Below are 12,119 nucleotides of genomic sequence, written 5' to 3' on the forward strand. Positions count from 1 at the left end.
TCCGCCTCTGGGCACCATCCCCTCTTCTCTCGACAGTCCCTTACGCCGAAGCTTCTACGCTTCTGTTTCGGCAACCAGCTGAAATCCTTACCGATTTCGGCGCGTAAAGCGCCAATGGTCGGGTTTTGGGGAATTTCGGCGTAGTTGGTCCAACGAGGCGGGGGGGTGGTATTTTCGCTGGTATTGGAGATCCTGGTGGTATCGATGCAGCCAGATGGAGGTCCCGAAATGGCCCTTTCCGACGTGAAATGCCGAAATGCCCGACCCGCTTCCAAGCTCGTGAAATTGACTGACGGTGGCGGGCTCCAACTTTGGGTGCAGCCTACTGGATCTCGCCTATGGCGCCTCGCCTATCGTTTTGGCGGCAAGCAGAAGCTTCTGGCGTTGGGCAGCTATCCCCTCATCTCCCTCGCTGAGGCACGCGAGGCGCGCGATAGCGCCAAACGTCTCCTCCTACGTGGCATCGACCCCGCACAAGAGCGTAAGTTGCAAAAGGCTTCGGCAGAGGACACCTTTCGGTCCATCGCGGAGGACTACGTCGACAAGCTGAAGAAGGAGGGACGTGCCGACCGGACCATCACCAAGGTCAAATGGTTGCTCGACTTTGCCTATCCAACGTTTGGGGACAAAAGCGTTCGGGAGATCGATCCGGCCACAATTCTTGTCGCTCTCCGCAGCGTGGAGGTTCGCGGTCGATACGAGTCGGCCAGGCGACTGCGCTCCACCATCGGCAGCGTGTTTCGATATGCAATCGCAACCGCACGCGCCGATGTAGATCCGACGGTCTCCCTGAGGGGCGCACTCGTCGGTCCGACGGTCACGCCACGCGCCGCGGTTACCGATCCCAAGGCCTTGGGAGGCTTGCTGAGGGCGATCAATGCATTTGACGGACAGCCTACAACCCGAGCCGCCCTGAAGCTGATGGCCCTGCTGTTTCCCCGCCCCGGCGAGCTGCGCGCGGCCGGATGGGACGAGTTCGATTTCGAAAGCTCGGTTTGGACCATCCCTGAAGGACGCATGAAGATGCGACGGCCGCACCGCGTACCCCTTGCAACGCAGGCCGTCAGCGCCCTGACCTCACTTAGAGAAATCTCTGGTGGTGGGTTGCTGCTGTTTCCTAGTGTTCGATCGGGTTCGCGTCCGATTTCCGACAACACGCTTAACGCCGCCCTGCGCCGCATGGGCTACGGTAAGGAAGAAGCTACCGCGCACGGTTTTCGAGCAACGGCATCAACTCTGCTAAACGAATGCGGAAAGTGGCATCCGGACGCCATAGAGCGGCAGCTGGCCCATGTTGAGAACAACGACGTTCGTCGCGCCTACGCCCGGGCAGAGCACTGGGAAGAGCGCGTAAAGATGATGCAATGGTGGGCCGATTATCTGGATGAACTCGAGAGCAAAAACGCGCGGGTGAAAATTACCGGCGGTTGAAGACCGCTAAAACTGGGCCACCTATGGTCTGGCGAACCCAATGACCAAGACGAATGGTGATTTGCAGCGCTTACCACTGTACTGAATTAAACTCTGCGAGAGGGTGATCCCTCCCGCTTGCGGGACACATTAACATTGCCCAAATTTCCAGTGAAGCCAAGCATTCTGCCTCGAATTCGGCCCATGCATGGCGGGAAGTGAAAGTGAGCTTTGCGCCGCGTATCGGTCGTAGAGATCGTCTTTGCCGCTTCTTGATAGCAAACATCTCCAGCGACCACGCTAAAGGTCTCAGCTGCGAATCGAGAACGACGGCCCGCCGCCAGGCGCGCTTACCAGCCCGCAATGAGATAGGTACGCGCGATAGAGAAGGAATTTCGCGCTGAGCCACCAATAGTCGTCAGAGACGACCCTGTAGGCCTTGCCTTAACCAGCAATGTGCTTTGATGTTCAGAGCTGCTCCGGTTGACGAATCGGCGTGCTTGAGCGAGAACGAAACGTAAACAGAAAGGATTGGCAGTGGTTGAACTGCAGTGGGGATACCTGCTCAACTCGGAACGACGGAAAGATCGTGTCAAGAGGCAGACACCGACGAGCTCCCAGCACGTTAAGGCGGTCGAGCATCGCACTGAGTTGGAACGCGACCACGACCGGATACTATTCTCGACGCCGGTCCGCCGCATGCAGGATAAGACCCAAGTTTTCCCGCTTGAGGCCCATGATAGCGTTCGGACCCGCCTGACCCATAGTCATGAGGTCGCCAACATGGCTCGGAGCTTGGGCACCGCACTCGTCTACGCCTACCCAGAAAAAATCCGATTCCCAGAGGAATTGAACGCTCCCCGAAATATACCTGCGCTGCTAGAGGCAATTGGATTGGCGCATGATCTTGGCAACCCGCCCTTCGGTCACCAGGGCGAAGCGGCAATCCGATCTTGGATGAATAGCAAGAGCGAGAAGGATCCCGAGTTCTTCGCTGACCTGAGCGCGGCACAAAAGGCGGACTTTCTTGAGTTCGAGGGCAACGCCCAAGCCTTCCGGCTGCTCACCCGCCTGCAGATAGTCAACGACGACTTCGGGCTAAACATGACCTACGCGTTTCTTGCAGCGCTAATGAAGTATCCAAGCCCATCAGACCGAATCGACGAGAAGGTACAGGCCCGCAAGAAATTCAACTTCTTCCAATCCGAGGCAGAAATCGCCCATGAAGTCTGGTCTGTCACTGGTCTCGCAGAGGGCGTTCGCCACCCGCTCACCTACATCATGGAAGCGTGCGACGACATCGCCTACTCGGTAGTCGACATCGAGGACGCCGCCAAAAAGGGTTTGGTCAATTTCGATAGCCTAATAGGCTATCTGGAGCACGCCGGTGCCGACGACAGGGTTGTCGCTGACGTGGTTATGAAGGCAAAAGACCGACACGAGGAGTTCCGGAAAGAGTCGCTCTCCGCAGCCGAACTCGACGACATCACGTTGCAAATGTGGCGCGTGACGACGATAGGTGTGATGGTGCTTTCTGCTACGGACGCCTTCGTGGACAACTACGACGCGATCATGAGCGGGACATTCGAGGGCGAGCTGATGGGTGCGTCCAACGCGGTGGACCTGTGGAAGTGCCTCAAAAAATTTGCCAAAACCTACATCTACACGCATCGTCAGGTTCTGGAGGTGGAGCTCAAGGGGCACCAGACCATTCATGGCCTTATGGATATTTTCTGGAAGGCGATTCAGGGTCGCAGGGATGCAGATTCGATTGGCTCCAAGCGACCGCCGCTTTCGAGCTATGTTTACTCGCGGATTTCGGAGAACTATCGCCGTGTAGCCACCAGCGATCGCAATAAGATGCCCCTCCGGTACCGTGAGTTGCAGCTTGTGACCGATATGATTTCCGGTATGACGGACACATTCGCGGTTTCCCTGCTCGAAGACCTTAGCAAGAGGGGTGCCGCCTGATGCACGCAGACGCACACCCGCGCGATCTCCAACTTAGCTCGGGCATCGCACGCTTCATTCGGGGACGGGATGGAGCCGATATCGGTCGTCTGGTTGACCTCCTGGAGCCTGTGGGCGAGGTCGGGATATTCGGCGGCATGCCGCGCGATTTTGCTCGTGCGGGCGACAGCGCAGCCTTCAATTCCGATGTCGATGTCGTGGTGGACGCCCCGCCGGGCGCGCTCGACGACGTGCTGCGGCCCATGCGCGCGGAGCGCAACCGATTTGGCGGCTATCGTCTGCGATACGGCCGGTTCGAGTTCGACATCTGGGCACTTGAGAAGACCTGGGCCGTGAGTACCGGCCACGTGGCTGTTCAGTCGTTAACCGATCTGGTCAAGACGACCTTCTTCGACTGCGACGCTGTCGTCTATCACTGCCGGACTGCTACCATCAGCCGGTCCAGCTCCTTCTGGTCAAACCTCCATCGCGGCGTGGTCGACATAAACCTAGAGGCCAATCCGCATCAGGTCGGCGCGCTCGTTCGAACGCTTCGGGTGCTGTTCGACTGGCAGCAGGATCTCTCGCCCAAGCTCGCGGAGTACCTGGTTGCTGGCTTGGCCGAGCACGGTGCTGCTGTTGTTCAGTATGCTCGCGCCCATGGCGGGCAGTACCGCTTCACGCGCGAGCTCGATCTCGAGGTCGCTTTGGGCGATCTGCATTGCTACGAGACCTCTCAGGGGCTGCAGTTCGAGCATGTGATCAACAGAAAGCGGCACAAAGCTACACGAGATCGGTATTGCTGGCGCGAGGACTAACTCCGCCCAGAGGATGACTAGTCCTCGTATCGCTCCTCCTCTCGTCGCACAACGATTTCCCTGTCAGCGAGTTTTAGCGACATGATGTTCATGTCCGGCTGGATGGAGAAGGCCTTGGATAGGTCGTACCAGCGCCAGGTGAACGCGAGGGTCCATGAGTCCACTTTACGCTCCCAGTTATAGAGTTGCGACGGCGTTCCGTCGCCGAGTTCGATCAGACCGTGTCGCTTCGCCTCGGCCTCGGCGATCGCCACTGATTTTTCAGCGGCCGCCCGCTTCATAGTGGCGACAATCAGTTCAAATGCCGGCTCGAGAATTTCTCTACTCATCGTCTCCCACCTTTCCAGCGACCCCGCCTAGACCTCGCTCCGCACGCCCTCGGCTTCATGGGCTGCCGCTTCGGTGAAAGCACGATTGAAGGCCTCGACCATGCTAGCTGCATGCGTCAGGTTCCGGATGTCTCCGGGGGCAAGCTTATGGCCGGCCTGGAGCAGCCGCTTGCTCCACGCCTCCGCCTCGACGGCCCCAGCACTAGCATGATCGACCACTGGATCGACAGATGCGCAGCGCTCTTGACGGCATAGAACCACGCAGTCCCAAGAGATCGAGTTGGCTCGCTTATGCAGCCCGCCGCTACTGTCGCCGTACATCGGCCAGACTCGAATTGGACGGATGCCCGCGACGGCCAAGGCTGAGGCCAATGACTGCCAGCCACGGCCATCAAGGTTCTGGTAGGTGAACACAATTCTTGCGTCAGGCTTGCAGACCCGGCGCACCTCTTTCATGGCCTCGCCGAGGCTTTCACCGAAAGCCTTTGCTGCAGACAGGCCGGAGCCAGCCTTAGCTAACTGGCCAGACGGAAACGCGGACAGATGCTCAGTGTCGACAATGCGGAAGCGCACCATCCACGGCACGAAGAAGTGCCCTAGCTCGGAATATGCGATGTAGTTGAAATACGGTGGATCGGTCAAAACCAAGTCGACGGATTCGGCTTCGATGTGCTCCAGATTGCGAGCATCCCGGCACCGCACGTCCCAGCTGCCCGGCTTGAACCAGCGTACGGTTCGGGTGCCGTCGGCTATGGTCGGCTCGGTGGCTTCCCGCATCGCTTTGGCAGCCCGTTGCACGGCGCGGACGGCATTGGGGAAAGTGCCTCGTCCATTCCTCTCGAGCCAGGGATTGAGCTCAACAGGCCGAGCGATGTGCCGATAGGCGCGGATCGAGAACAGCCCGGTAAGCCGGCGCCATCCGCCCGCATACGCGCAGAGCATATTATTGGTCGTGAGGTGGTTGGAGAAAGCGATCTTCATCGCTTCGCCAACAGCACCATCGAGCTTCGAAACCTCGCGGGCCAGCAGGCCCAGATGCAGTTTCTGCCGAGCGCCGAACAGATCGCCGTAGTCGGCGTAGCCGTACTGAATTAGCCTGTTGTCGGATCGGCCTTCTTTCGGGATCGGACCACATGCCAGAAACTCGGAATCGAGTTCGAGCTCATACGCCAGGCGAGCTGCGGCTTTCGCGAACACAGCTAGATCCATAAATGTTGCCTTGCGGATGCGACGCTGGACGTTCGGGTATTTTTTCTCGATGCCGGACGGGATCGTTTCGACGGCGAACAGCCTGAATTGCGGTCCGGTGCCGGTTGACTTCGCGACGTCGATCAACCGGTCCTTCGTGCCGCAGCAAGGGCAAACGGCGGCGCCGTGATCGAGCCTCACGGTCGAAGGCATCGTCTTGATACCGCACGCACATAGGTGACCCCTCTTGGCTTTGGTTCTCTCCGCGATCTCTCCGCAGTCCTGGCATATGATCCACTCACGCTTGGCGTCGTCATTCCAGGCCAGACGTAAGGTCGGGTGCGCATCAAAGGTGTGCTCGCAGTTGGAGCACATATGCTGCTGCACCCAAAAGGCATGCAAGAGGGTCTCCTCGTTACCCTCGGCATCGGTGGCTTTGTAGTACTGGGCAAGCTCGGCCCCGACCGTTGCCTTGAGGGCTTCGAGTATCGGTCCAAGGTCGTTAAGCTGGCTGAGGCGGCCCTGGAAATCCGACACAGCGGCGGCCACCGGCTCTATGTCTGTCCCGAAGATGTCTGCGCCGAGTCGCGAAGCTTCGAGAAGCATTACGCCCCCGCCCATGAATGGGTCTAGCACACAGACGCCCTCGCAGCTCGCGTCGCCGTAATAGGCGGACCAGAAGTTGCGGTCGGAAGGCGTGGTGGCAGCAACGGCAAGCGACCGTGCGGTGACGGCGAGCCGGCGGGCAAACCATCTGTGTGACTGATACGCGGGCCGTGGGCGGACACCCTCGCGTTTGGCGATCTGGGCGATCTCGCCAACCGGAAGGATGCCGGCATCCAACAAAGATTGTTCCGGCAGCCCAACGCTCATCTGACCCTCAACTCGCACTCGCCGAGGTCCTCGAGCCCCGGTATCGAAAATGTCGATCCGGTCTGCAAGAAACCATACACCAGATCTTTGAGCAGTCGCGAATCGCGCAGCGCTTTAATGTCCCGAGGCAAATAGTCCGCCAGGCGGCGACTGAGCACAACGATCATCTTGGTCTTGGCTCGAGAGACGATGACATTGAAGCGATTGAGGTCGTAGAGAAAATCCTCCTCGCTGGCGATCTGGTCGCCGTCGCCCAAGCCAAAGGAAGCAAACATCACTTCCTTCTCCTGGCCCTGGAAGCGTTCGACGGTATCGACTGAGCGGTAGAGCTCCTCGGCGGTTTCCTGGTCGAGATTCAGCGCCAGCATCAGTGCTTCAAGCACCGCCGACTGTTGCGCCCGGTGGGGCGTGACGATACCGACCCCCCTCCTGAAGAAGGCGCCGCCGACAAAGGGCTGGTCAGTCATCGGATCGATCAGCCGTCTGTATAGGCCTGCCACCATAGAGGCGACGAGCTTGGCCTCGCCGTCGTTGCGCTGGCTACTGAACTGATCCGAGTGAATGACGGCAGCCAGGGGGTGGCTCGGATCTAGAATTCTGGCGACGTACGGTGACCATGGCAGCTCCGCCGGCAGCGTCATCGGGCGTTCAGTTGGCACCGGCTCGGCGAGTCCCATGCGCTTGTTCGGGTCCTTCGCCCGAAGACCGGGATAGCCTGTGGACGATACGAACTCGATGATCTCGCTGTTGGACCTGTAGCTGAGGTCGAGCATGGTCGGCTCGATGGAGCGTGAGCTGCCGTCCTGGTTGGTCTGACCTTTCCGGTAATTGCGGAAGAAATCGTAGATCGAGCCGACAACGTGCTCGGCGCCGACTGGCGGATCGATCGGGTGGATCGGGGCCATCTGCAGATTGTCGCCAACTACCGTGACACTGGAGCCCGCAGCCAAGGCGCTGAATGTGACCGTGGCATGGGCGACGTCCATCTGCGAGGCCTCGTCGATCAGAAGGTAGTCAATCAGAGGCAGGGTGTCGCCTTTGTCGCGAAGGCGGCTTAGCTTGCCCAGTTGCTGTGCCGTCGCACCCAATACAGTCGTGCCGCCCTTCTCAAGCCGCTCAAGCAATTGTTGCGCCTTCGCGTCGGTGGGGTTGGTGGGGACCACATAATCACGCAACGCCGGATCGATGCTGGCGTCGGAGGGGCCGGGAGACTTGAGGCGACCGAACACGACATCCTGTCCTTTGAGGCGCTCTGGCAGTTTTCGCATTACGTTTTCAATCGCCACCCACGTAGGCCCAGTGATGGCGATGCGGATATTCCGGCCTTCACTGTGAGCCTGAGCGACCAACGCTACGACCAACGCTGCGGACGTTTCGCTCTTGCCGGTGCCCGGAGGTCCCCAGAGCAGGCTCAAGCGCCGCGTTAGGCCATTGGTTATGGCCTGGACCTGTGAGGCGTTCTCCAAGACCTGCGCAGGAACGGTCGCGAGAGCAGCACCAACGTGCTTGATGACGGGTCGGGCTAGAATGTCCGCCTCCCACAGGAACGGCACGGCCGCGCTGCCGGTATCCTTTATGCGGGGTGAGGCGCCGCCCGAGCGGATGACCCGTCGTGCATCGACGAGCGGGTCATCGACAGCGATCTGGGGCACACCGATCGAGGAGAGCGCCGGCTTCAACCTCGGACCCACGAAGTAGTCGATATGCAGTGGATCAATTATCCCGTAACGCAACTTGCAGGCGCCGACCTCGAAATTGAGGTCGAAAATACCGTAATCGACGAGGTGGTACAGAATGTCGTCGGCCGCCACGACCACGATCCGACGCACGCGATCGAACCTGATCAACGTGACTTTGCAGGCCTTCCGCATCTGCTGGCGTAACTGCCAGTCAGGGATGTGCTGAGCCATGTCCGGATAGGTGTTCGCCAGCTTGCTCAGTGTCCAATGCTGCATGTGCAGACAGTCCTCTGGCATCAGGGATAGATTGAACTCGTTCTCCCTAACCTTGGCCTCGGTCGAACGCTCGGACATCTGGAAAACCCAGACCGCGTTGTCGGATGACAGCCGGCCGAGCATCTGCCGCCGGAGCTCTTCCTTTCTTGCTTCGGCTTCCAACCGGCGCTCTAGCCGTACGCTCTGGAACCGCGCCTCCCGCTCAAACGGCGGCGTCGCCATCTGCAGGTCGACTTCCAGTGTCTGTGCAGCATTCATGAGCCGGGCATGCTGGTAGATGACCTGAAGATCCTGAGCGACCGCAGACAGGCGATCGCCGTCGCCAAAAACCCGATCTATGGCGGGTGCCTCAGCGGTGAGCTTGGTGTCCTCGGATTTGTCGAGGTCGGACCGTAGTCGGTTGACGACTGAGAGTGTCGCGTCCAGGCGCTGCCGTACCACACGGCGCAGCTCCTCCCGAAAATCGTCCGGCGTCTGGTCCTTAAACGGGCTCTTGTTCCCCGCCCAGACCTCATGGCCGCGTTCGGATGGAATCTGATCCGAGAGAGGGTCCGCGAAGAACGGATGCTGCCGATAGTCGAATGGCTTCCTATCGGCTGCGACAGGCAGCCGGTAAGCGTTGGCGATCAAGCCTTGCCCATAATGGTATGGAATGTCCGCAGCTAGCAGCCGGACCATCTCGCCAACGATGGTGATCGGCGAATTGCGTTCGACGTTCTCAGCCTCCTGCACTACCGCCTCAGGCGGGAAGATCCAGGCCATAGGGGATAGGTCGGAGCCACGCTTCTTTTTGTCGACTGGGGCAGTACGAATCAGCTCGAGGTGGCGCCCCATCATTCGACAGAACTGCTCGAAATTGAGCATGTCCCATAGGTAGAACTGGATCGAGGGCTTGTAGTTCTGCTCGCCGGCGATCTCATCCCGGGCTTTCCTGATGCGGTCTCGATAATCGAGCACCTTGTCCCGCAAACGGGTTAAGAAGTCGAGGAAGACCTCGCCCTCGGCGCGGACCGTTTTGTCGAGAATGAGTCGGGACTGGTCCCAGCGCTCGAACGTCCCATTGACCAGTATCTTCCCCCATGCCGTCCGTGTCACTTCACCAGTGCTTGGATCGTGCCTGACCGAAGTCGGAATATAAGCCTCCACTTGGCACCCCAGGGCGAAACTGATGCCGGTCGAGACGTCGAAATCGGCCGAAAGTGCGACCCGTACATCGCTAAAGCGCGGCATCATCGCCGACGTGCCCGTCCTCTCCGGCAACCGAGCTTCTCCCCGGCGCTTGAGAGTACTAGCCCGTGCTTGGACGATGTGGCGGGACGCCTTGAGATTTTGGTGGGTCTCGAACACCTTGCTATTGGGCGAGAGCTTTGCCAAATCGTCGATCGTCCTGACGTTGACGCTCACGAGTTTGCCGCTAGCACCTTCACTGAGCCCGGCGAGCCGACTCAGGTGGTCCTCCTGTTCCGCGGTTGGAGAGCAATACCGCTTGTCGATATCGTTCAGCTCTTTCCCGGATCGGGTCCAGGGCAGGCCCAGATAGTCGCAGCCGATGCACCGACTGCTAATGTGAATGGGCAGGTCCCGCCAATCGAGTGGCGCGATCACTTGCCGAAGGTCGTGTGCCAAGAAGCGAACGACACGCCCGAGCACGACCTCGGCCGGCATCGTTTCGAGGTCGAGCTTGAACCGCACATGGTACGCGGCCCTATCCCGCACCAATGTGCCGCGGCTCATCTCCTCGGCCTCCAACTGTCGGATGGCCGAGCCTTCATGCGAGCCCGGCCAGATCGCGGCGTCTGCCAGCACCGCGAAATGGCTGGCATATCCCTTGTCCGCCAACCAGCCAGCGAGCGTCATGCCGTAGTAGGCGAGTTCAGCAAAATGTGCAGGCGACGGTTGCTCTGACAACTTGACGTCGATGATCCTCAATCCAACGCGGGTGTCTGTAGCGTCGATTTCGGTGACGCGTCCGCCGGCATCGACCACCCGCCGCGGCTTACCGGTTGGAGCCATCGACAGCAGGATATCGGGCCGATTGGATCCGAATGATAGCGACACCCCTTTTTCGCCTGAAATCAGATCCGTAAGGTGATGCTCGGCAATGAAGCCGTCCGTGACCTCGTACAAAACCTCTAAGGCGAAATGCCCCGGCGTCAGGAGGTGTTGGAGCGCGGCCTCTAGCGGAAGATCTTCATATGCCTGTTCTTCTTCGCGAGCATACGGCTTTGGCCTCCCGTGCCGAGAGGAGTCGGCACCGAAGATGTCGATGATAGTGAAGTAGCACTCTCGTTCGTAGATGCGCCCTTGGTCAGCGATAAGCTGCAGGCCTGGACGACCGGTATCCTTTTGTGGAGCATCCGCCTGCCGGCGTGCCTCGCCCCCAGCATAGAGGTCGAGACGAAGACGGCGGCGGCACTCCCCGCGGATATATTTAGAGATCGCGCCTTTGGATAGACGATACACTAGCCAGCCCCCTTTTGCGCCCGATTCCCCCAAATGGTGCTAAACGATAAAATCGTTGCGAGTAAGGACTAAAGCAAGAGCTCCAAAAGATTATCGACTTTCCAATATCCGCTGCTCAAAAAATGGATGAGGAAAATGGTGCCTTACCAGTACGCGAGGGGATAAGTCATGTCGAAATTGACTAATGCAATACCGCGGGACAAGTTCGTGCCTCTCTTTAAGGAGGTCCGTGAAGAAGTCCTGGCCGAGGATATGCCGACGCTCCAAAGAGTTCGTCCCTCTGATGTAGTAGGGGTCTCGTTGTTCGTCTGGGATGAGATGGTGCATCGCAAGGTGGCGGAGCAGCCATTCAAGATCGCCCCGATCATCAACAGCGGCATGAACGGCATCTATGAGTTCGTGGAGAAGGAGCTCGGACGTCCGCCGGTAACGGACGTACTAGCAACTCGCTTCTTCAATGAGGTCAATCCGGAGATGTCCTTCGTGGACGTGACCCTGGTTCAGTGCTTTCCGGACGACATCCACATTTCCGATGTGGAGTTCTCGGACAATCGGCGGCCGGTTGGAGGGGGTAAGCCCGAGAAGGGCCTCCGGAACTACCACGGGCTCCACATTTTTGATGACTTCATTGAGCGGCTTAAGGCCATAGCGCGAGACCAAGCCGTGAGCCGCCTCTCATTAGTGGTGGGCGGGAAAGGGCTCTACGAAGTGTTTGCGCGGCACGGCTTCCAGGTCAGTGAAACCACAATGGCTCAGATTGCCTTCAAGCGGACCGGAGTGGGATTCTCAATGTACATGAACGTAAAATAGTCAGTCGACCGAGACGCTCGAACGGACTGGGTACGACTGGCAAAGCACGATCTAGCGGTTTGTATGGTACGACGCTGTGCTGGCGGCGCAGGAGCTGTCGTTCTCGCAACGGCAAGCTTTGCCAGTGTCGCGCCCGAAAGCCGCCCTTCTGCTTTCGTGAAGGGTTTCGGGCGCCGGCAGGCGTACGAAAGTCCCCGAGGAAGGAACCCGCGGGCCACAGGCGATGGCTATGGGGATTTGGAGCTCTGGGGTGAATGCGGACAGACCGCTTCGTTGCGCCTCCGCGCGGTGTTGTCCGAACGGTGGGCGGCTGGGCGCGGCTC

At 59.3% G+C, this 12,119-nt stretch carries 7 protein-coding genes; 4 read left to right on the forward strand and 3 right to left on the reverse strand.

Going from position 1 to position 12,119, the window contains the following annotated elements; translation table 11 throughout:
* The first annotated feature begins 228 nt into the window (after positions 1–228).
* The 3 genes from BQ8794_RS27450 (at position 229) to BQ8794_RS27460 (ending at position 4,178) form a co-directional block, all read left to right on the forward strand.
* Positions 229–1,431, forward strand: a complete 1,203-nt coding sequence (locus tag BQ8794_RS27450; protein WP_077381750.1) for a tyrosine-type recombinase/integrase — start codon at positions 229–231, stop codon at positions 1,429–1,431.
* A 516-nt stretch (positions 1,432–1,947) separates the two neighbouring features.
* Positions 1,948–3,381 carry a dGTP triphosphohydrolase gene (dgt, locus tag BQ8794_RS27455; RefSeq protein ID WP_077381744.1) on the forward strand — a complete coding sequence of 478 codons (1,434 nt, stop codon included), beginning with the start codon at positions 1,948–1,950 and terminating at the stop codon, positions 3,379–3,381.
* Complete coding sequence (locus BQ8794_RS27460; protein WP_143744716.1) at positions 3,381–4,178, forward strand: hypothetical protein; 798 nt, start codon at positions 3,381–3,383, stop codon at positions 4,176–4,178. Before dgt ends, BQ8794_RS27460 begins: the two co-directional genes overlap by 1 nt.
* 17 nt (positions 4,179–4,195) lie before the next feature.
* Here BQ8794_RS27460 and BQ8794_RS27465 read toward each other — a convergent pair whose 3' ends face one another.
* The 3 genes from BQ8794_RS27465 to BQ8794_RS27475 are packed head-to-tail and all read right to left on the reverse strand — an operon-like array spanning position 4,196 to position 10,986.
* Complete coding sequence (locus BQ8794_RS27465) at positions 4,196–4,507, reverse strand: hypothetical protein (protein ID WP_143744717.1); 312 nt, start codon at positions 4,505–4,507, stop codon at positions 4,196–4,198.
* Between the two features lie 27 nt (positions 4,508–4,534).
* Entirely contained in the window at positions 4,535–6,568 is a 2,034-nt protein-coding gene (locus tag BQ8794_RS27470) for a hypothetical protein (protein ID WP_143744718.1), read from the reverse strand.
* A complete protein-coding gene (locus tag BQ8794_RS27475; RefSeq protein WP_077381748.1) occupies positions 6,565–10,986 on the reverse strand; it encodes a bifunctional RecB family nuclease/DEAD/DEAH box helicase in 4,422 nt (1,473 codons plus the stop codon). Before BQ8794_RS27475 ends, BQ8794_RS27470 begins: the two co-directional genes overlap by 4 nt.
* A gap of 168 nt (positions 10,987–11,154) precedes the next feature.
* Here BQ8794_RS27475 and BQ8794_RS27480 point away from each other — a divergent pair, with 168 nt between their 5' ends.
* On the forward strand, positions 11,155–11,796 hold the full coding sequence (locus BQ8794_RS27480) for a hypothetical protein (protein WP_077381749.1): 642 nt from the start codon (positions 11,155–11,157) through the stop codon (positions 11,794–11,796).
* Positions 11,797–12,119 lie beyond the last annotated feature (323 nt).

Source organism: Mesorhizobium prunaredense, from assembly GCF_900156895.1.
Lineage (GTDB): Bacteria > Pseudomonadota > Alphaproteobacteria > Rhizobiales > Rhizobiaceae > Mesorhizobium > Mesorhizobium prunaredense.

Coding starts and splice junctions, on each gene's coding strand:
- BQ8794_RS27450 (WP_077381750.1), top strand. CDS start 229: ATGGCCCTTTCCGACGTGAAATGCCGAAATGCCCGACCCGCTTCCAAG.
- BQ8794_RS27460 (WP_143744716.1), top strand. CDS start 3,381: ATGCACGCAGACGCACACCCGCGCGATCTCCAACTTAGCTCGGGCATC.
- BQ8794_RS27465 (WP_143744717.1), bottom strand. CDS start 4,507: ATGAGTAGAGAAATTCTCGAGCCGGCATTTGAACTGATTGTCGCCACT.
- BQ8794_RS27470 (WP_143744718.1), bottom strand. CDS start 6,568: ATGAGCGTTGGGCTGCCGGAACAATCTTTGTTGGATGCCGGCATCCTT.
- BQ8794_RS27480 (WP_077381749.1), top strand. CDS start 11,155: ATGTCGAAATTGACTAATGCAATACCGCGGGACAAGTTCGTGCCTCTC.